General features: G+C 72.5%; 15 protein-coding genes. 8 read left to right on the top strand and 7 right to left on the bottom strand.

The window, feature by feature from the left end; translation table 11 throughout:
• The first annotated feature begins 207 nt into the window (after positions 1–207).
• Entirely contained in the window at positions 208–2034 is a 1827-nt protein-coding gene (locus BX285_RS02365; RefSeq protein ID WP_097236440.1) for a phosphoenolpyruvate carboxykinase (GTP), read from the top strand.
• 180 nt (positions 2035–2214) lie between these two features.
• Here BX285_RS02365 and BX285_RS02360 read toward each other — a convergent pair whose 3' ends face one another.
• On the bottom strand, positions 2215–3429 hold the full coding sequence (locus BX285_RS02360) for a pyridoxal phosphate-dependent aminotransferase (RefSeq protein ID WP_121174339.1): 1215 nt from the start codon (positions 3427–3429) through the stop codon (positions 2215–2217).
• A gap of 253 nt (positions 3430–3682) precedes the next feature.
• Between BX285_RS02360 and BX285_RS02355 the strand changes: the two genes are divergently transcribed.
• Positions 3683–4402: a prepilin peptidase gene (locus tag BX285_RS02355; RefSeq protein ID WP_121174338.1), complete on the top strand. Its 720-nt coding sequence runs from the start codon at positions 3683–3685 to the stop codon at positions 4400–4402.
• Positions 4403–4548: 146 nt separating this feature from the next.
• On the opposite strand, the gene BX285_RS02350 is transcribed toward BX285_RS02355, so the two are convergent.
• Positions 4549–6132, bottom strand: coding sequence for a chitinase (locus BX285_RS02350; RefSeq protein ID WP_121174337.1), 1584 nt, complete (start codon positions 6130–6132; stop codon positions 4549–4551).
• Between the two features lie 421 nt (positions 6133–6553).
• Here BX285_RS02350 and BX285_RS02345 point away from each other — a divergent pair, with 421 nt between their 5' ends.
• The 4 genes from BX285_RS02345 to BX285_RS02330 all read left to right on the top strand — a co-directional run bounded on the left by BX285_RS02345 (position 6554) and on the right by BX285_RS02330 (position 12245).
• Positions 6554–7348 carry an isoprenyl transferase gene (locus tag BX285_RS02345; RefSeq protein WP_179852772.1) on the top strand — a complete coding sequence of 265 codons (795 nt, stop codon included), beginning with the start codon at positions 6554–6556 and terminating at the stop codon, positions 7346–7348.
• Between the two features lie 240 nt (positions 7349–7588).
• A complete protein-coding gene (locus BX285_RS02340) occupies positions 7589–8920 on the top strand; it encodes a PhoH family protein (RefSeq protein WP_097236437.1) in 1332 nt (443 codons plus the stop codon).
• 450 nt (positions 8921–9370) lie between these two features.
• The gene (locus tag BX285_RS02335) at positions 9371–10102 is read left to right on the top strand and encodes a transglycosylase SLT domain-containing protein (protein ID WP_121174336.1); all 732 of its coding nucleotides are present in this window, start codon (positions 9371–9373) and stop codon (positions 10100–10102) included.
• A 589-nt stretch (positions 10103–10691) separates the two neighbouring features.
• Positions 10692–12245, top strand: coding sequence for an AI-2E family transporter (locus tag BX285_RS02330; RefSeq protein WP_121174335.1), 1554 nt, complete (start codon positions 10692–10694; stop codon positions 12243–12245).
• 48 nt (positions 12246–12293) lie between these two features.
• On the opposite strand, the gene BX285_RS02325 is transcribed toward BX285_RS02330, so the two are convergent.
• The 4 genes from BX285_RS02325 to BX285_RS02310 all read right to left on the bottom strand — a co-directional run bounded on the left by BX285_RS02325 (position 12294) and on the right by BX285_RS02310 (position 15515).
• Positions 12294–13895, bottom strand: a complete 1602-nt coding sequence (locus BX285_RS02325) for an alpha/beta hydrolase (protein WP_121174334.1) — start codon at positions 13893–13895, stop codon at positions 12294–12296.
• 11 nt (positions 13896–13906) lie between these two features.
• Entirely contained in the window at positions 13907–14281 is a 375-nt protein-coding gene (locus BX285_RS02320; RefSeq protein WP_121174333.1) for a hypothetical protein, read from the bottom strand.
• Between the two features lie 136 nt (positions 14282–14417).
• Positions 14418–14960, bottom strand: coding sequence for an alkyl hydroperoxide reductase (locus BX285_RS02315; RefSeq protein ID WP_121174332.1), 543 nt, complete (start codon positions 14958–14960; stop codon positions 14418–14420).
• A 3-nt stretch (positions 14961–14963) separates the two neighbouring features.
• A complete protein-coding gene (locus BX285_RS02310; RefSeq protein WP_097236431.1) occupies positions 14964–15515 on the bottom strand; it encodes a peroxiredoxin in 552 nt (183 codons plus the stop codon).
• Positions 15516–15706: 191 nt separating this feature from the next.
• On the opposite strand from BX285_RS02310, the gene BX285_RS02305 reads away from it, so the two are divergent.
• Entirely contained in the window at positions 15707–16693 is a 987-nt protein-coding gene (locus tag BX285_RS02305) for a LysR substrate-binding domain-containing protein (RefSeq protein WP_257032434.1), read from the top strand.
• A gap of 33 nt (positions 16694–16726) precedes the next feature.
• On the opposite strand, the gene BX285_RS02300 is transcribed toward BX285_RS02305, so the two are convergent.
• Positions 16727–17386: a TetR/AcrR family transcriptional regulator gene (locus BX285_RS02300; RefSeq protein WP_121174330.1), complete on the bottom strand. Its 660-nt coding sequence runs from the start codon at positions 17384–17386 to the stop codon at positions 16727–16729.
• Between the two features lie 208 nt (positions 17387–17594).
• Between BX285_RS02300 and BX285_RS02295 the strand changes: the two genes are divergently transcribed.
• Positions 17595–19778 carry an MMPL family transporter gene (locus tag BX285_RS02295; RefSeq protein WP_121174329.1) on the top strand — a complete coding sequence of 728 codons (2184 nt, stop codon included), beginning with the start codon at positions 17595–17597 and terminating at the stop codon, positions 19776–19778.
• Positions 19779–19808 lie beyond the last annotated feature (30 nt).

Below are 19808 nucleotides of genomic sequence, written 5' to 3'. Positions count from 1 at the left end.
TTTGGAGCATTTGAAGTGTGGCGCCGCGCACTCCGGCCCGGATGTCGGCGGCCTATTACCCGCCAGTAATCATACTTACTGTCGTAAAAGATGCGTCAATTTCGACGCTTCGCCGCGTTCCGGGCTTGAGCCCGGGGCTACGCTGCAAGCACCCTCAGACCCCCGCGACGCCATCTCCTCGCCGAGATGGTGTGAAACGGAGCGATCGTGTCGTACGAGATCTCTGCTCTCAGCGCATCCGCGCCCACCCGCCACAAGCAGCTGCTCGCTTGGGTGAGCGAGATCGCCGAGCTCACCCAGCCGGACCGCATCGAGTGGTGCGACGGTTCCGACGAGGAGTACCAGCGCCTCGCGGACCTGCTGGTGGATCAGGGCACCTTCAAGAAGCTCAACGAGGAGAAGCGCCCCAACTCCTACTACGCCGCCTCGGACCCGACGGACGTGGCACGCGTGGAGGACCGCACCTACATCTGCTCCGAGCAGGAGAAGGACGCCGGCCCGACCAACAACTGGAAGGCCCCCGCCGAGATGCGCGAGGTCTTCCAGGGCGAGCAGGGCCTGTTCCGCGGCGCGATGAAGGGCCGCACGATGTACGTCGTGCCCTTCTCGATGGGCCCGGTCGGCTCCCCGCTGGCCGCATACGGCGTCGAGATCACCGACTCCGCCTACGTCGCCGTGTCGATGCGCGTGATGACCCGCATGGGCCAGGCCGTGCTCGACCAGCTCGGCGAGGACGGCGACTTCGTCAAGGCCGTCCACACCGTCGGCGCCCCGCTCGCCGAGGGCGAGGCGGACGTGCCGTGGCCGTGCAACAGCACCAAGTACATCTCGCACTTCCCGGAGACCAAGGAGATCTGGTCCTTCGGCTCGGGCTACGGCGGCAACGCCCTGCTCGGCAAGAAGTGCTACGCGCTGCGCATCGCCTCGACCATGGCCCGCGACGAGGGCTGGCTGGCCGAGCACATGCTCATCCTGAAGCTCACCCCGCCGTCCGGCGAGGCCAAGTACGTCGCGGCCGCCTTCCCGTCGGCCTGCGGCAAGACCAACCTGGCCATGCTCCAGCCGACCGTCCCGGGCTGGAAGGTCGAGACGATCGGCGACGACATCGCCTGGATGCGCTTCGGCGCCGACGGCCGCCTGTACGCCATCAACCCTGAGGCCGGCTTCTTCGGCGTCGCGCCCGGCACCGGCGTGGACACCAACGCCAACGCCATCGAAACCCTCTGGGGCAACACGGTCTTCACCAACGTCGCCCTCACCGACGACGGCGACGTGTGGTGGGAGGGCCTCACCGAGGAGCCCCCGGCGCACCTGACCGACTGGCGCGGCAACGACTGGACCCCCGAGTCCGGCACCCCCGCCGCCCACCCGAACGCCCGCTTCGCCGTCCCGGCCGCGCAGTGCCCGACCATCGCCCCCGAGTGGGAGGACCCGGCGGGCGTGCCGATCTCGGCGATCCTGTTCGGCGGCCGCCGCGCCACCGCCGTCCCGCTGGTGACCGAGTCCTTCGACTGGCAGCACGGTGTCTTCCTCGGCGCCAACATCGCCTCCGAGAAGACCGCCGCCGCCGAGGGCACCGTCGGCGAGCTGCGCCGCGACCCGTTCGCGATGCTGCCGTTCTGCGGCTACAACATGGGCGACTACTTCGCCCACTGGCTGAAGGTCGGCGCCCAGGCGGACGCCGCCAAGCTGCCGAAGATCTACTACGTCAACTGGTTCCGCAAGAACGCCGAGGGCAAGTTCGTCTGGCCCGGCTACGGCGAGAACAGCCGCGTGCTCAAGTGGATCGTCGAGCGCCTGGAGGGCACCGGCGAGGGCGTCGAGACCCCGATCGGCGTGCTGCCGACCGTCGACGGCTTCGACCTCGGCGACCTGAAGCTGTCCCAGGAGGACCTCGACCTGCTCTTCACCGTGGACGCCGACATCTGGCGCCAGGAGGCCGCCCTCGTGCCGGCCCACCTGGAGACCTTCGGGGACCACACCCCGAAGGAGCTGTGGGACGAGTACCGGAGCCTGGTCGCGCGCCTCGGCTGAGCCTGAGCCTCAGCGAGCGAGAGGCGGTCGCGCGGCACGAACCGAGCGCCCCGCCGAGCGACAGGACGGCCGGAGTTCCGCCGGACGATCTTTCCCCGACCAAGGAGATCGTCCGGACCGGGACTCCGGCCGTAGTGCTTCACCCCGTGGAATGCCGTCGTGCTGCACCCCGGGGAGGGGTCACGGCTGCGCGTAGCCCCCCAGGAACTCGCCGATGCGGGTCACGGCGTCGGTGATCTCCTCGGCGCGCGGCAGGGTGACCAGCCGGAAGTGGTCCGGCTCGGGCCAGTTGAAGCCGGTGCCCTGGACCAACAGGATGCGCTGGGAGCGCAGCAGGTCGAGGACCATCTGCGCGTCGTCCTTGATCTTGTGGACCTTGGGGTCCAGCCGCGGGAACGCGTACAGCGCGCCCTTGGGCTTGACGCAGCTGACGCCCGGGATCTGGTTCAGCAGCTCGTACGCGGCGTCGCGGGAGGCGAGCAGCCGGCCGCCGGGCAGCACCAGGTCGCGGATCGACTGCCGGCCGCCGAGCGCCGCGGCCACCGCGTGCTGGGCGGGCATGTTGGCGCACAGCCGCATCGAGGCGAGCACGGTCAGGCCCTCGATGTAGCTGCGGGCCCGCTGCCGGTCGCCGGACAGCACCATCCAGCCGGAGCGGAAGCCCGCGACGCGGTACGCCTTGGACAGTCCGTTGAAGGTGACGCAGAAGAGGTCCGGGGCGAGGGTGGCCAGCGGGACGTGCTCGGCGTCGTCGTAGAGGATCTTGTCGTAGATCTCGTCGGCGTAGATCACCAGCTTGTTCCGGCGGGCGATCTCGACGATGCCCTCCAGCACCGGGCGCGGGTAGACCGCGCCGGTCGGGTTGTTCGGGTTGATCACCACGATGGCCCTGGTCCGGTCGGTGACCTTGGCCTCGATGTCGGCGAGGTCCGGGTACCACTCGGACTGCTCGTCGCAGCGGTAGTGCACCGCGGTGCCGCCGGCCAGCGAGACCGAGGCGGTCCACAGCGGGTAGTCCGGGGCCGGGACGAGCACCTCGTCGCCGTCGTCCAGCAGGGCGGTCATCGCCAGCTGGATCAGTTCGGAGACGCCGTTGCCGAGGAAGACGTCGTCGACGGAGAGGCCGTGCAGCCCGCGGTCCTCGTAGTGCATGACCACCGCGCGGCGGGCGGAGAGCAGGCCCTTGGAGTCGCCGTACCCGTGCGCGCTCGCGAGGTTGCGCAGGATGTCCTGGAGGATCTCCGGGGGCGCGTCGAAGCCGAAGGTGGCCGGGTTGCCGGTGTTGAGCTTGAGGATGCGGTGGCCCTGTTCCTCCAGCCGCATCGCCTCCTCCAACACCGGGCCGCGGATGTCGTAGCAGACGTTGGCGAGCTTGCTGGACTGGATGACCTGCATGCCTGCCTACTTTAGGGGTACGACGGGCCCCGCGTCGGGTGTCCTGCGGCGCGGGTGAAAGCGCCCGGAGCAGCCCCCTTCGATCGGCAGGCGGGGGCATTCGGCTGCCTTTCAAACCGGCGGCCGGATGTCCGGAATGCTCCTGTACACGAGGAATGCGGGCTCGATGGTGTGCGGAACGAGACGGACGGCACACCGGCGGGCGGTCCGGGCGCGGGAGGATGTGGCCGGTGCGTCGGATCGAGGAGGGGGTGTGCCGGTGGTACCGGTCGTGGCCGCGGCGGTGCTGGTCGGTCTCCTGGCGGCTCCGCCGCTGCGCGGGCTGATCGCCTACTTCGCCGTGCCCGAGGGCGAACCCTGGTGCGGGGCCTGCCCGTTGTGCGGGCGTGCGGTGCGGCTGCTGCCGCCGAGCGGGCGCTGTCCGGGCTGCCGGGGGCGGCTGGGCGCGGGCGCCGGGACGGTGGAGGCGGTCGCGGCGGCGGTCGCGGCCGGGGTGGCGTACGCGGCGGACGGGCCGGTTGCCGGGGCGCTGGGCTGGGCGGGCGCGCTCGGGGTGGCGCTCGGCTTCGTGGACGGGCGGGTGCGCCGGCTGCCGCACCGGCTGAACCTCTCGCTGCTCGCCGGGGTGGCCGCACTGCTGGCGGTGGCGGCGCTGGCCGAGGGGCGCCCCGGGGTGCTGCTGCGCTGCCTGCTGGCCGCGCTGGCGATCGGGGCGGTGCTCGAACTTGCCGTCTGGGCCCGGGCGTTGGGGCCCGGGGACTCCCCGCTCGGGGGCGCGCTGGGCGGACTGTTGGGCTGGTACGGCTGGTCGGTGGTGCTCGGCGGGCTGTTCGCTGCGGTGGTGCTCGCCGGGCTGTGGGCGGTGCTGCGGGCCGCCGCCGCCCTGCTCCGCCGGCGCCCGGTGCGCGGACTCGACGTCCCGGTGGGCCCGTTCCTGCTGCTCGGGGCGCTCACCGCGGTGCTGGCGAGGTAGCGGGCGGGCGCAACGGCGGGCAGTCGCAGCGGCGGACGCAGGCAACGGCGGACGGGGCCCGTCGTACCGGAGGCGGTACGACGGGCCCCGCCGTCGGCGCGCGGGCCCCACCCTCAAGGAGCGGCGCGCCGAAGGGGGTTGAGGCCTCAGGGCATCTTGTGGACGAACGGGCCGACCGCGTTGGAGAACGCGTTGCCGTTGTTGGCGTCCCAGTTGGTCGACCAGGTCATCGCGCCGCGGATGGTGGGCCACTTGGCCGGCGGGACGAAGCTGCCGCAGTTGGTGCCGGTGGCCAGGCAGTCCAGCGCGTTGTTCACCACGGTCGGCGAGACGTAACCGCCTCCCGCCGCCTTGGCCGAGGCCGGCACGCCGATGCCGACCTGGTCGGGCCGCAGACCGCCCTGGATGTGGGTGCAGACCTGCGAGGTGATGAAGTCGACGGTGCCTTGGTTGTAGACCTTGCCGTCGCAGCCGTTCATTCCGCCCGAGTTGTAGAACTGGGTGTTGACGACGGTCAGGATGTCCTTGGTCTTCAGCGCCAGTTGGAAGTAGGCGCCGGCGGTGCTGTACATCCCGATGGTCTCGGGCGCCATGGTCAGCACGAAGCCGGAGCCGACCTTGGCCTGCAGGGCGTGCAGCGCGTCGCCGAGCGGACCGGCCTGGACGCCGTTCTCCAGGTCGACGTCGACGCCGTCGAAGCCGTAGTCCTTGATGATCGCGTAGGCGCTGTTGGCGAAGTTGGCACCGGCCGTGGCGTCCCCGACGGTGATCGCGCCGTTCTGGCCGCCGATGGAGAGGACGACCTTCTTGCCGGCCGCCTGCTTGGCCTTGATGTCGGCGCGGAACTGGGCGTCGGTGTAGCCGCCGAGGGCCTTGGACAGGCCCGGGTCCAGCGTGAAGCTGATTGCGCCGGTCTGGGTCGGCACGGCGTCGGCGAAGGAGACCGCGATGATGTCGTACGCGCTCTGGACGTCGCTCAGCCGCTGCGGGGTCGAGCCGTTGTCGAAGTTCTGCCAGTAGCCGGTGACCACGTGCGCGGGCAGGCCGGTGGCCGGCGGGGTGGTGGAGGTCGGGGTGGCCGTGGGGGTCGGCGTCGCGGTCTGGGTGGGCGTCGTGGTGGGCGTCGCCGTCGGGGTCGCGGTGGCCGTCGCGGTCGGCGTGGGGGTGGGGGTCGCGGTGGGCGACGGGGTGCCGGTGCCGCCGGGCCCGATCAGTGCGACGTCGTCGGCGAGGTAGGCGCCCTGGCCGTACCAGCCGTGCAGGTAGACGGTGACGCTGGTGGCGTTCGCCCCGGTGGTGAAGGTGGTGGACAGCTGGTTCCAGCCGGTCTGGTTCGACCAGGTGGACGGGTCGGTGCCGCCGGTGCCGCGCGCACCGAGGTAGACGTACGGGCCCTGGACCCACGCGCTCAGCGTGTAGCTGGTGTTGGGCAGCACGCTGATGGTCTGGGAGCACTCGGCGGTGTCGCCGGCGCCCGGGGTGGCCTGCAGCGCGCCGGTGCCGGAGTGGACCGGCGAGGAGACGGCGGCCGCGGCGCCGGTACAGCTCCAGCCGCCCAGCCCGCCGTCGAAGCCGCCGTTGGTGACGAGGTTGCCGACCGCCGCGTCGGCGCCGCCGGCGAAGAGGGCGAGGCCGGTGCCGGCCAGGGCGAGGGCGGTGGCCCCGGCCGCGACGGCCGGGAGGGGGCTGCGCCGGCGCTTGTGGGAGGGCTGGTTCAGCGTACGGGCCATGGGGCGACGCTCCTGGGGAAGGAGCGGCCGCCGCGGTGGGGGGCGCGGCGGCCGCGTGTGGGGGAGGGGAGGTCCGTGAGAAGCCGGTGGGGGTGGGACCGGAGAGAATCGTTCCGTCCCGGATCAAAAGCTGGACTAGACCATTGCTGGTCGTCAAGCATCGGACGAACGGCTTACGGTTCCGTTAAGGATTCGGAGACCGTTCCGTGTCCGCACCGCCGACTCCCGTGTCCGCCCGCCGACTCCCCGTACGGCCGCCGGGCGGCGCCCCTGCGACCCCCGACACGCCCGTCGCGACAGACTTCGTACAGGACCGTGACCAGACCGCTACCTGCTGCTTTACCGTGCGCCTGCGCGCCGGAGTAGGCTGCGCCGGGGTGGTGACGCACCAGCTGAACGAGCACGGAGGGGTCCGGGAACCATGGGTCTGCGCGATGTCGCCGAACGGACGCCGGGGCTGCGCACCCTGCTGGGCGGGATGTACGGGCTCTACGGCCGCCGGGTCGAGGTCCACCTCGCCCGCACCCCGCACCACATCGGCGTGATCCTGGACGGCAACCGCCGCTGGGCCAAGGCCGCCGGCGGCTCCACCGCGTACGGACACCAGCGCGGCGCCGACAAGATCAGCGAGTTCCTCGGCTGGTGCGACGAGACCCACGTCAAGGTCGTCACCCTCTGGATGCTCTCCACCGACAACCTGGACCGCCCGGCCGACGAGCTCGTCCCGCTGCTCGGCATCATCGAGGACGCCGTCACCGGCCTGGCCGCCGCCCGCCGCTGGAAGGTCCACCCGGTCGGCGCGCTGGACCTGCTCCCGCAGCACACCGCCGACGTGCTCAAGCGCGCGGCCGAGGAGACCGCCGACATCGACGGCATCACCGTCAACGTCGCCGTCGGCTACGGCGGCCGGCACGAGATCGCCGACGCCGTCCGTTCGCTGCTCCAGGAGCAGGCCGGCCGCGGCACCTCGATCGAGGAGCTGGCCGAGATCCTCACCGTCGAGCACATCGCCGAGCACCTCTACACCCGCAACCAGCCCGACCCGGACCTGATCATCCGCACCTCGGGCGAGCAGCGGCTCTCCGGCTTCCTGCTCTGGCAGAGCGCGCACAGCGAGTTCTACTTCTGCGAGGCGTACTGGCCGGCCTTCCGCAAGGTCGACTTCCTGCGCGCCCTGCGCGCCTTCGAGCAGCGGAACCGGCGCCTGGGCCTGTAGGACCCTGCCTTCCGCGGACCCCGGGACCGGCCGAGCCGGTGAAGTGACCGCCGTAGGGCTGGAGTACCCGGAGCCCCCGCGAGGCCAAACGTTCACCGGCAATGATCCGTCAGTTCTCCGGGAGCGCGAATGCACCGCCCCCCGCCTGGGAATACTCCGATCAGACCGGCCCCGAGGCCACCGGGGCAGCGGGGGCCGGCTTGCCGCGGATGACGCAGGGTCATCCGCTCTGGAGGCCTAGTGGTCAGTTCCAAGAGCCGCCGGACACCAGACCGGCGCACGTACGTTCTCGACACCAGCGTGCTCCTGGCGGACCCGCTCGCCATGACCCGATTCGAGGAGCACGAGGTCGTCCTCCCGGTGGTGGTGGTCACCGAGCTGGAGGCCAAGCGGCACCACCCGGAGCTGGGCTACTTCGCCCGCCAGGCGCTGCGCCTGCTCGACGACTACCGCATCCGGTACGGCCGGCTCGACGAGCCGATCCCGGTCGGCGAGCTCGGCGGCACCATCCGGGTCGAGCTCAACCACTCCGACGTGTCGATACTGCCGGCCGGCTACCGCGCCGGTGGCGAGGCGGACACCCGGATCCTGGCGGTCGCCCGCAACCTGCAGGCCGAGGGGTACGACGTCACCGTCGTGTCCAAGGACCTCCCGCTGCGGATCAAGGCCAGCTCGGTGGGCCTGCTCGCCGAGGAGTACCGGGCGGAGCTCGCGATCACCTCCGGCTGGACGGGCATGTCCGAACTGCACGTCGCCGCCGACCGGGTGGACGCGCTGTTCGCGGCCGGCCACGAGGCCGCGGTGGAGGTCGAGGGGGCGGACGAGCTGCCGGTCCACACCGGACTGGTGCTCAGCTCGGAGCGCGGCCGGGCACTCGGGCGGGTCACCGGCGACGGGCGGGTCCGGCTGGTGCGCGGCGAGCGCGAGGCGTTCGGCCTGCGCGGGCGCAGCGCCGAGCAGCGGGTGGCGCTGGACCTGCTGCTCGACCCGGACATCGGCATCGTCTCGATGGGCGGCCGGGCCGGTACGGGCAAGTCGGCGCTGGCGCTGTGCGCGGGTCTGGAGGCGGTGCTGGAGCGGAGGCAGCACCGCAAGGTGATGGTCTTCCGGCCGCTGTACGCGGTCGGCGGACAGGAGCTCGGCTACCTGCCGGGCTCCGAGGCGGAGAAGATGGGCCCCTGGGCGCAGGCGGTCTTCGACACCCTCTCGGCCGTCACCACGCCGGACGTGATCGAGGAGGTCATCTCCCGGGGGATGCTGGAGGTGCTGCCGCTGACCCACATCCGGGGGCGCTCGCTGCACGACGCCTTCGTGATCGTGGACGAGGCGCAGTCGCTGGAGCGGAACGTCCTGCTGACGGTGCTCTCCCGGATCGGCCAGGGCTCGCGGGTGGTGCTCACCCACGACGTGGCGCAGCGGGACAACCTCCGGGTGGGCCGCTACGACGGTGTGGTGGCGGTGGTGGAGAAGCTGAAGGGGCATCCGCTGTTCGCGCACATCACGCTCACGCGCTCGGAGCGTTCGCCGATCGCGGCGCTGGTCACGGAGATGCTGGAGGACATCCACCCGTGATTCGTCCCTGATCGGGACATAGTCGGACAATGCGGTCAACTCGTGACCTGGGGCCCGTTCCTGACGGAGCGGGCCCCACCCGTTTCATCACATCGAGTGCTTTCTGTCCGGAGAACTCCCGTGCGGTGAATGTGACATGCGCCACGCGGGCGGGAATTGCGTCGACAGTGCCCGGTGCGGCATGGTGAGGGTTCTGTCAGGCCCCGCGTACGGCGCGGCAGGGCTTCCGGACCCCGGAAGTCAGGCCCGGAAGGTCCGCCAACTCCCGTCGGTGGACGCACAATTGAAAACCGATGAGCCGTACGCCGCCCGATTCCAACGCCCGGTCGCCTCACCTCGGCCGGACGCCGGGCCAGCACCTCCCGTGACCAGAGCACCGTGCGGAGGTCCGTGCCAAGGGGCATGTTGCGCCCGCACGGTCACGCGTGGGCGATGCTGGAAGGAATCCATGTGACTCGGATCTCGGTCCGGGGAGTCGCCGTGGCCTCCGCCACCGCCGTCACCGCTGTCGGTGCCGTCGTGGGCATGGCCTCGGGCAGCGAGGGCAAGACGACGCAGACGGTCGACGTCGCCGGCGCGACCCTGCTTGCAGAAGTCCCCTCCGGCGCCCAGGCGCAGATCGTCAGCGACAACATCGGTCAGCAGGCGACCGCGCAGCAGGCCTCGGCCGACGCTGCCGCCAAGGCCGCCGCCGAGCAGAAGGCCGCCGAGGAGGCCGCGCGCCAGAAGGCCGCCGCGGACGCCCAGGCGAAGGCCGACGCCCAGGCCAAGGCCGACGCCGACGCCAAGGCTGCCGATGACGCGCGCAAGGCCACCGAGGCCGCCAACCGGTCCAAGGCCCGTTCGGCGATGACCGCGGTCGACGACAGCACCCCGCCCGTCTCGGTCAGCCCCGGTTCCGTCCAGGACCTCGCCCGGCAGATCGTCGGCAGCGACGCCCAGTTCCAGTGCTTCAGCCAGATCGTGAAGCGCGAGAGCGGCTGGGACTACACGGCGACCAACAAGAGCTCCGGCGCGTACGGCCTGGTCCAGGCGCTGCCCGGAAGCAAGATGGCCTCCGCGGGCGCCGACTGGCGCACCAACCCGGCCACCCAGATCAAGTGGGGCCTCAGCTACATGAACAGCCGCTACGGCAGCCCCTGTGGCGCGTGGTCGTTCTGGCAGGCCCACAACTGGTACTAGGAGCGGCTGCCGCTCCGGCGGCGCACTCCGCGCACGGCCTCCGGCCGCTCGCCCCTCTCGGGCGGGTGGGTCGGGGGCCGTCGTGCTTCCCGGGGCGCTCGGGGTGCCCGGGGTGCTCGGGGCGCCGCTTCGGCCGCCGTTCGGGGTGTCGCACGGGGCGTCGCTCGGCTTCGTTCGGGCCGACGTTCGGCGGGGTGGGCCCGCGCCGCCCGGGCTGCGCTGACCAGTGCGCTCTCGGGCGGTGCGGTCCCGGTTGCGGACGCGGGGCGCAGGAAGGGGTCCTGGATGCTTCCCGCACCGGCCGGTCCGCCGGCGGATGGCTCTGGGGGTGACTCCGGAGGCGACTCGGGCGGCGACTCCGGAGAGGGCTCGGGGTCTCGTCCCGAGTCCTCCCCTGCGAGGTACGTCCGAAACCATAGGGATCATTGCTATTTGTCCCATTTCCCGAGGTGGGTTGTTCGAGCCGAACCCACCGGCGGTCGGACTCCCCGCACCCCCGCCGGGTAGCGTCATCCCTGACGGCCGCGGCAGGAGCCCGCGGCGTACCGCCGGGCACGGCGGGTCGGGCCGGGGAGCGGTGGTAGCGAGGATGGCGCGGGGCGGAAAGGCCTTCAAGGCCGTGGCCAAGGGCATGGCCGTGGTGGCGAGCGCGGCCGCCGTGATCGAACGGCGCCGGCGTGCCGCGATGGCGGCCGACCCGCACGAACTCGCCGTCCCCCTGCTCGCCGACGGGCACGTGCCGGCACTCGCCGAGACACCCGGCCCGGTCCCGGTCCCGCGGACCGACCCGGGTCCGGCGCCGGTGGCACCGACCGGCTCCCCGGCGGCCGCGGCTCCCGTCTCCGCCGGGGCCCCCGCGCCCGCCGCGCACGCCCCGGCCGTACCCGCGGTGCCCGCCGCGCACCCGGGGCTCGGGCGGGAGTACCACCCCGGACGGCCCGCCACCCCCGCCGAGGCGGTGCCGTGGGGGCTTCGGGTGGCCGCCGAGTCGACCTGGCGGCTGCTGCTGCTCGGCGCCGCGCTCTACGTCGTCTTCTACGTGGTCGACATGCTGCGGTTGGTCGCCTTCTCGGTGCTGGCCTCGCTGCTGATCACCGCGCTGCTGGAGCCCTCGGTGTCCTGGCTGCGCCGGCACCGGGCGCCGCGCTCGCTGGCGGCGGGCGGGGTGTTCCTGAGCGGCCTGGCCGGAATCGGGCTGGTCGGCTGGTTCGTGGTCTGGCAGGTGACCACCAACCTGACCGACGTCACCAACCAGGTCAAGACCGGTGTGAACCAGCTGAAGGACTGGCTGGTCACCGGGCCGCTGCACCTGACCCAGCAGCAGATCACCGACTTCGCCAACCAGATCACCAAGGCGATCACCACCAACACCGACCAGCTGACCTCGGCCTCGATCACCGGCGCGCAGATCGCCGTCGAGATCCTGACCGCGGTGCTGATGACCTTCTTCACCACCTTCTTCTTCCTCTACGACGGCGAGCGGATCTGGAACTGGGCGCTGCGCGGGCTGCCCCGGCACTCCCGCTTCGCGATGGCCGGCGCCGGCCCGAAGGCCTGGGCCACGCTCACCGCGTACGTGCGCGGCACCGTCTGCGTGGCCTTCATCGACGCGGTCTGCATCGGGATCGGCATCGACCTGCTCGGGGTGCCGCTGGCGATGCCGCTGGCCGTGATCATCTTCCTGGGCGCCTTCGTCCCGCTGGTCGGCGCGCTGGTCACCGGCACCGTCGCGGTGCTGATCGCGCTGGTCACCCAGGGGCCGTGGACGGCGCTGATGGTGCTGGTGGTGCTGGTCGCGGTGATGCAGGTCGAGAGCCACATCCTGCAGCCGCTGATCCTCGGCCGGGCCGTCCGGGTGCACCCGCTGGGCGTGGTCCTCGGCGTCGCGGCCGGCGGCATCATCGGCGGCATCGGCGGTGCGGTCGTCGCCGTCCCGCTGATCGCCGTCACCAACACCGTGATCACCCACCTGCGCCGCCGCAACGAGGCCGGCCAGGCCGTCTTCACAGCGCTGGAGGCCGCCCGCGAAGCGGCCGAGCGCACGGCGGCCGGCCACTCGGCGGGCCAGGTTGATCCGTCGGCTCAGGCCGCTCAGGCCGCTCAGGGCGCTCCGGCCGCTCAGGCCTCCTCGGCCGCGGAGTAGCGGAGGGCGGACGGCGCGGGTGGGCCGCCGCGTCGACCGGGGCCGGTGTCAGTCGCGGCGCCCGGCCGCCCCGGTGATCCGGCTGCCCTGGCCGCTGACGATCCGTCCGATGTTGTCGACCGAGGTGTGGTCGTCGTGCGGGCCGTCGTCCCAGTAGGCCGAGTGCGCGGTGAAGTCGGGAGACCCGCCGTCCACGGCGAAGCGGCGGGCGCCGAAGTCGGCCCCGGCCGGGTCCGCGGTGTACCAGCCGAGGTGGGAGATGTGGTCCCAGGAGGCGGCGCCGACATAGGTGTGGTCGGCCCCGACCGAGAACTCCGAGGCGTGGGAGGCCCCGGTACCGGGGCTGCCGACGAGGATGACGTCGTCGGCCGCGATTCCGGCCGGCTTCTGCGCGGCGAGGCCGACCAGGAGGGAGCCGAAGCTGTGCCCCTGGGCCGTGACGTGGGCCGGCGTGCCCTGGTGGGTGACGCGCTGCCCTTCGAGGAACCTGCGGTAGGCGTCGACGCCGCCCCGGGCGCGGCTCGGATCGCCGGCTTCCACGAAGGCGAGCGGCGCGTCGTAGCCCAGCCAGGCGATGGACGCCGTGCTGCGCGTGGGGTCGGCGCGCCTGGCCGCGTCGTACACGGCCTTCGCCCGGTCCGCGTCACCGCCGCCGATGCGTTGCAGCCTGGTGTCCAGGCCGCCGACCAGCGAGGTGACGTCGTCGGCCGTGTCGGGATCGCCGAAGGAGAGGATGCCGCGGCCCTGCCCCTTCGCTCCGATGCCGAGCAGGAGGACGGGTGGCTCCGTTCCGTCCGTGTCCCGCAGGCGCCGGGCGATGCTCCGGAACCCGGCGAGCTTGAGGTCGCCGTACGGGTCGGGGCCGCCCTTCTCGTACGCGGCGATGAGCCTCGGCAGGAGGATCCGGTTGGCCCGGTCCCGGGCGAGGGCGGGGATGCCGTCGCGGTTGCCGACCAGGTCGGGGTGTTCCTCGATCAGCCACTGCTGTCTGTCGGCGGGTAGTGCGGTCCACCAGGCGTTGACCTCGGCGGGTGCGGCGTCCTCCCCGGGCACGCCGCCGAGCAGCAGGTTCTCCGGGAGGAGGCCGGGGTCGAGCCGGTCGGTGGTGGCCGTGACCGGGTCGAGCCCGCTGCCGTCGCGGGCCCGTCCGGTGTAGTGCCGGAGCCGGGCGGAGAGGGCCTGGTCGACGGCCTCGGCCTCGGTCAGCGCGGTCGCGATGCGGCCGGCCAACTGCCGGGCGGTGCGCTCGCAGCTCCGCTCGTACTCGGGGTCGTCCCGGTCGGCGTGGCTGCCGGCCGGCCAGGAGACGGAGCCGCGCTCGTCGACGGACATCCCTTCGGTTCGGACGTCGGCCAGCGCCTTGCGCAGCGCGGACTGGGCGAGGACCAACGCGTCGGCGCCGACCCGGATCGACCGTCCGATCTGCCGGAGCTCGCTCCGGGCGGCCTTCAGTTCGCCGGTGCTGCGGTGCAGCGCCGGGCGGGCCAGGTCGGCGGAGGGCCCCGACCAGCCGGAGCCGGCGATGCGGCCGTCGACGCCGTCGCGCCAACGCTCCTGGAGCCGGCCCACCGCGCGGTGGGCCGTGTCGTAGGCGTCGGCCGCGGCGTACAGGTGGGTGAGGTCGGTGTCGCGCAGGGTGGCGAGGTCCATCCGGTCGGCCCCTAACCGAAGTGCAGGACGAAGTTCTGCTGCTGCTGTGCGGTCGGGGCGTCGGTGCGGGTGTCCGGTCCGAACGCCGAGTCGATCCGCTGGTCGGCGCTCGCGTAGCCGAGGCCGCTGTCGACGAGGCCCTGGCCCTGCCGCGCCAGGGTGGTGTGCAGGTCGGTCAGCAGGGTGTGCCAGGCGCCGGTACAGGCGTCGAGGGCGGCGCCGCAGCGGAGTCCGGTGAGTCCGGCCGTGGACTGGTGCGTGGTCTCGGCCAGCGCCTTGAGGTCTCCGGGGAGCTCGCCCGCCGTCTCGATGGCGGTGCTCCCGGTCTGCTGGAGTTCGTTCGGGGCGACCTGGAAGCCTCCGCCGTTCTCCGGGTGGTCGGACATCCGGGTTCTCCTCCGGACCTGCATCGTGCACGGATCGCCTTGCACAGTAGCGGAGTTGAGCGCGCCGGGGGCGGGAAAACGCCGACGGTCCCCCTCCTGGGCTGGAGGGGGACCGTCGGGGGTGGTGCCGGGTGCGTCAGGCGGTGACGGCGGCCAGGGCGGCCTCGGAGTCGAGGACGCCGGCCACGGCCTGCAGGACGGCGGCGATCTTCATCGAGGCCTGCACGACCTCGCGCTCGACGCCGGCCTTGCGCAGGACGGCCTCGTGCGAGTCGAGGCACTGGCCGCAGCCGTTGATGGCCGAGACCGCGAAGCACCAGAGCTCGAAGTCGACCTTCTCGACGCCCGGGGTGCCGATGATGTTCATCCGCAGACCGGCCCGCATCGTGCTGTACTCCTTGTCGGAGAGCAGGTGCAGCGTCCGGTAGTAGACGTTGTTCATCCCCATGATCGCGGCCGCGCCCTTGGCGGCGGTGTACGCCTCGGGGGAGAGGTTGGCCTTGGCCTCGGGCTCCAGCTCGCGCAGCAGACCGGGGCTGCGGGTGGCCATCGCGCAGGACAGCACGGTGCCCCAGAGCTGCTGGGCGGGGAGGTCGGAGTTGCCGATGACCGAGCCCAGGTTGAGCTTGAGGTCCTTGGCGTAGTCCGGGAGGGCGGCCTTCAGGTCGTCGAGGGCCATGGGTCAGCCCGCCAGCAGGGCCTGGGCGTCGAGGGTGTCCTCGCCCTTGGTCCAGTTGCACGGGCACAGCTCGTCGGTCTGCAGGGCGTCCAGCACCCGCAGGACCTCCTTGGGGTTACGGCCGACGGAGCCGGCGGTGACCATGACGAACTGGATCTCGTTGTTCGGGTCGACGATGAAGACGGCGCGCTGGGCGGTGCCGTCCTCGGCCTCGACGCCGCAGGCGCGCATCAGGTCGTGCTTGACGTCGGCCAGCATCGGGAAGGGCAGGTCGCGCAGGTCCTTGTGGTCCTTGCGCCAGGCGTGGTGCACGAACTCGGAGTCGCCGGAGACGCCGAGGATCTGGGCGTCGCGGTCGGCGAACTCGTCGTTCAGCTTGCCGAACGCGGCGATCTCGGTCGGGCAGACGAAGGTGAAGTCCATCGGCCAGAAGAAGACGATCTTCCACTTGCCCTCGTAGGACTTGTGGTTGATGTCAGCGAAGGCGCTCGCCGCCTCCAGGTCGACACAGGCCTTGAGGTCGAACTCGGGGAACTTGTCACCGATCGTGAGCACGTGCGCTTCTCCTGAAGTGAGATGAGGGGAGCTTTGTCCGGATTCCGGACACCCAGCACAATTCCACATCGTGGACTGATCGGAGAAATAGCTAGACTGGATGTATCTGATCGGAGATGGCTATCAGTACTGAATTCCCCACGTCGCGGCCGCGCTCCCGCAAGGCCGCCGCCGCCAGGAACGACCTGACTGTGGCGAGTGCCACACCGGGTTCCACGACGAGTTCCACGCCGAGTGCCACACGCAGTCCGCGCACCCCGACCGTCGCCCAGCTGCGGGCCTTCGTCGCGGTGGCCGAACACCGGCACTTTCGGGAGGCCGCCGCCGCCAGCGGGACCAGCCAGCCGGCGCTCTCCGGAGCCGTCGCGGCGCTGGAGGACTCGCTGGGCGCACAGCTGGTCGAGCGTACGACGCGCAAGGTGATTGTCACCCCTCTGGGGGAGCGCGTGCACCAGCACGCCCGCCGGGTGCTCGCCTCCCTGCAGGCCCTGACCGAGGAGGTCGAGGCCGCCCGCCGCCCGTTCACCGGGCCGCTGCACCTCGGCGTCATCCCGACCGTCGCGCCCTACCTGCTGCCCACCGTGTTGCGGCTGGTCCGCGACCGCTTCCCGGAGCTGGAGCTGCACGTCCACGAGGAGCGCACCCCCTCGCTGCTGGAGGGGCTGGCCGCCGGGCGCCTGGACGTCCTGCTGCTGGCGCTGCCGGCCGGCGGGTCCGCGCCGACCGTGGACATCCCGCTGTTCGACGAGGACTTCGTGCTGGTCACGCCGCCCGACCATCCGCTCGCCGGGCGGATCGACGTGCCGCGCGACGTGCTGCTCGACCTGGACGTGCTGCTGCTGGAGGAGGGCCACTGCCTGCGCGACCAGGCGCTGGACATCTGCCGCGAGGTCGGCACCGACCCGGCGGGCTCGACCACCCGGGCGGCCGGACTGTCCACCCTGGTCCAGCTGGTCGCCGGCGGGCTGGGGGTGACCCTGCTGCCCGCCACCGCGCTGGACGTCGAGGCCGGGCGCGCCGACCGGCTGGCCGCCGTCCGCTTCGCCGATCCGGCGCCCGGCCGTCGGATCGGACTGGCCGTCCGCCCGGGCTCGGCCCGCGGCGCCGAGTACGAGCGCTTCGCGGGCGCGCTGCGCGAGGTGCTGGCGGAGCTGCCGGTCCGGATCGTGGGGTCCTGACCGGACGGGGTTGGGACTCGGGCCCGGCAGGGCTCAGGCCCGGGCCGGCTCCCCGTGCCAGCCCGCCCCGGGGCGGGTGGCCGGGGCGCCCAGACAGAGCCCGACCGTCGTCGCGACCAGCAGGTCCAGCGCCCGCAGGGTGTCCGCCTCGGGCCGGTCGCCGGTGCCGCGTAGGGAGAGGTGGCGGACCGTCAGTCCGTCGAAGCCGCTGAGGAAGTGGACGGCGATCTCGCGGGCGGGCAGGGCCAGGGCCAGTCCGTGGGTGGCCGCGAGGGCGGTGAGCATCTCGGCGGCGGTGCCCTCGATCTCGCGCTGGAGCCCGAGCATGATCTCCTGCACGTCCGGGTCGCGCATCGCCAGCACCCCGAACTCGCTGAGCAGCACGCAGCGCCCCTCCTCGCCGGTGGTGGCGTCCCAGAGCGCATGCACCAGGGTGCGGACCTGTTCCCCGAAGGGGCCGTCGCCGGGGGAGGCGGCGCGCACCTGGCCGATGGCCTCGGCGGTCAGCTGCTCCACCACGGCCCGGTAGAGGTCCTTCTTGGTGCCGAAGGTGTAGTGCACCGTCGCCTGGGCCACGCCCAGCTCGGCCGCGATCGCGCGGGTGCTGCCGGCCGCGACCCCCTCCCTGGCCATCAGGTCGAGTGCGGCCTGGACCAGTTGCGGGCGGCGTTCGGAGGCGGGGACATGAGCCATCCAGCCAGGGTATCGCCACGGTCGGGGAACCGTGTCGAGCGATCCGGTCGGTCGATCTTGTCGAGTGATTCGGTCGCCCAACTTTGTCACCCGACAAACTTGAGCGTACGGTGGAACGCGACCCGCCCCGACCGACAGTCGGCCGACATCCGATCGACAGCCGACCGACTCCACGACCGCATCCCTGACCGACCCCGAGGACCGCCCCATGGCCACGTACCTGTACCGACTGGGCCGCTACTGCTTCCGCCGGCGGCGTGCCGTCCTGGCCGTCTGGATCGCCGTGCTGATCGCGATCGGCGGGGCCGCGGGCGCCTTCGCCGGCAAGACCAGCGACGAGTTCAAGGTGCCCGGTACCGAGGCGCAGGCGACCCTGGACCGGATCAAGGACACCTTCCCGGCGCAGGGCCACGGCTCCGCCCAGGTCGTCTTCGCCGCCGGCGGCCCCGGCGGAATCGCCTCACCCGAGGCGGCCAAGGCGGTCGGCGAGGCCGTCGGCCGGATCGCCCACGTCCCCGGCGTGGCCGCGGTGCCCGACCCGTACGCCACCGGCGCGGTCTCGCCGGACCAGCGGGTCGCGATCGCCCTGGTCTCCTTCGACCACAAGCTCGCCGACGTCACCGACCAGCAGCGCGAGGCGGTCAAGGCGGCCGCCGAACCGGCTCGGGCGGCCGGGGTGGACGTGGCCTTCGGCGGCGACGCCTACAACAGGTTCGCCCAGATCGAAGGCGGCTCCGAGTCGATCGGCCTGCTGGTGGCCGGGGTGGTGCTGGTGATCACCCTGGGCACGCTGGTCGCGGCCGGGCTGCCGCTGCTGACCGCACTGGTCGGCATCGGCGTGTCGATGGCCGGACTGCTGGCGCTCACCGGCTCGTTCCAGATCATCACCACCGCGCCGGTGCTGGCCCTGATGGTCGGCCTCGCCGTCGGCATCGACTACGCGCTGTTCATCCTGTTCCGCCACCGTCGCCACCTGGACGAGGGCCTGGAGCCGGAGGAGGCGGCCGCCCGGGCCACCGCCACCGCCGGCAGCGCCGTCGTCTTCGCCGGCCTGACCGTGGTCGTCGCCCTCGCCGGGCTCGCCGTCGCGGGCGTCCCGTTCCTCACCGTGATGGGCCTGGCCGCCTCCGGCGCCGTCGTGGTGGCCGTCCTGGTCGCGATCACGCTGCTGCCCGCGGTGCTGGGCTTCGTCGGCCGCGCCATCGACCGGCTGCCGGTCTGGAAGCGGGCGCTGCGCACCAGCGGCAGGACCACCATGGGTGAGCGCTGGGCGCGCTTCGTGGTCCGCCGCCCGCTGCCCGTCCTGCTCGTCGGCCTGGCCGGCCTCGGCACCCTGGCGGTGCCCGCGGCGAGCCTGGACCTCGGCCTGCCGGGCGGCGGCTCGCAGGCCGTCGGGACGGACGCGCGCACGGCGTACGACCTGGTCAGCGACGGTTTCGGGCCGGGCTTCAACGCGCCGCTGGTGGTCGTCGTGGACGCCCACGGCGCGCCGCTGCCCGCGCAGGCGGTGCAGGGCGTGGCCGGCAAGCTGCAGACCCTGAAGGGCGTCAGGACGCTGCTGCCGCCGCAGGTCGACGAGGCCGGCCGGACCGCCCTGGTGCCGGTCATCCCGCAGACCGGCCCGGACCACCCGGACACCAGGGCGCTGGTCGACGAGATCCGCGACCAGCGCGCGGAGTTGAAGGCGGCGACCGGCGCCGACATCGCCGTCACCGGCACCACAGCCGCCAACATCGACGTCTCCGCCAAGCTCGGCCAGGCCCTGCCGCCGTTCGTCGCGGTGATCGTCGGCATCGCGCTGGTGCTGCTCGCGCTGGCGTTCCGCTCGGTGCTGGTGCCGCTCAAGGCGGTGCTGGGCTTCCTGCTAAGCATCGCGGCCTCGCTCGGCGCGGTGGTCGCGGTCTACCAGTGGGGCTGGCTGGACGGCCTGATCGACGTGCCGAAGGTCGGCCCGGTGGTCAGCTTCGTGCCGATCCTGCTGATCGGGGTGCTGTTCGGGCTGGCGATGGACTACGAGCTGTTCCTGGTCTCCGGGATGAAGGAGCAGTACGTGCACGGCAAGGCGCCGCGCGAGGCGGTCGTGGGCGGGGTCAAGGGCGGTGCCCGGGTGGTGACGGCGGCCGCACTGATCATGGTCTCGGTGTTCGGCGCCTTCGTCTTCGGCCACGACCCGATCGTCCAGCCGATCGGCTTCGCCCTCGCGGTGGGCGTGCTGGTGGACGCCTTCGTGGTGCGGATGGCGCTGGTGCCGGCCGCGATGGCGCTGTTCGGCAAGGCGGCCTGGTGGTTCCCGAAGCCGCTGGAGAAGGTCGTGCCGAAGGTGGACATGGAGGGCGAGCAGCTGATCGCGCGGCTGGAGGAGGAACCCGCCAAGGAGCCGGTCGCGGTCTGACCCCCAGCGCGCGGGGCGTCCGGTGGCACC

It is taken from the genome of Streptomyces sp. 1114.5 (assembly GCF_003635085.1).
Taxonomy (GTDB): Bacteria; Actinomycetota; Actinomycetes; order Streptomycetales; family Streptomycetaceae; genus Kitasatospora.
Note: the sequence above shows the minus strand (reverse complement) of the source record. Positions and strands in the feature narration are given on the sequence as shown.

Excerpts from the sequence above, each read along its gene's own strand:
- BX285_RS02350 (WP_121174337.1), bottom strand. The coding sequence starts at position 6,132 with ATGGCCCGTACGCTGAACCAGCCCTCCCACAAGCGCCGGCGCAGCCCC.
- BX285_RS02345 (WP_179852772.1), top strand. The coding sequence starts at position 6,554 with ATGGGTCTGCGCGATGTCGCCGAACGGACGCCGGGGCTGCGCACCCTG.
- BX285_RS02300 (WP_121174330.1), bottom strand. The coding sequence starts at position 17,386 with ATGGCTCATGTCCCCGCCTCCGAACGCCGCCCGCAACTGGTCCAGGCC.
- BX285_RS02330 (WP_121174335.1), top strand. The coding sequence starts at position 10,692 with ATGGCGCGGGGCGGAAAGGCCTTCAAGGCCGTGGCCAAGGGCATGGCC.
- BX285_RS02320 (WP_121174333.1), bottom strand. The coding sequence starts at position 14,281 with ATGTCCGACCACCCGGAGAACGGCGGAGGCTTCCAGGTCGCCCCGAAC.
- BX285_RS02295 (WP_121174329.1), top strand. The coding sequence starts at position 17,595 with ATGGCCACGTACCTGTACCGACTGGGCCGCTACTGCTTCCGCCGGCGG.
- BX285_RS02315 (WP_121174332.1), bottom strand. The coding sequence starts at position 14,960 with ATGGCCCTCGACGACCTGAAGGCCGCCCTCCCGGACTACGCCAAGGAC.
- BX285_RS02360 (WP_121174339.1), bottom strand. The coding sequence starts at position 3,429 with ATGCAGGTCATCCAGTCCAGCAAGCTCGCCAACGTCTGCTACGACATC.
- BX285_RS02325 (WP_121174334.1), bottom strand. The coding sequence starts at position 13,895 with ATGGACCTCGCCACCCTGCGCGACACCGACCTCACCCACCTGTACGCC.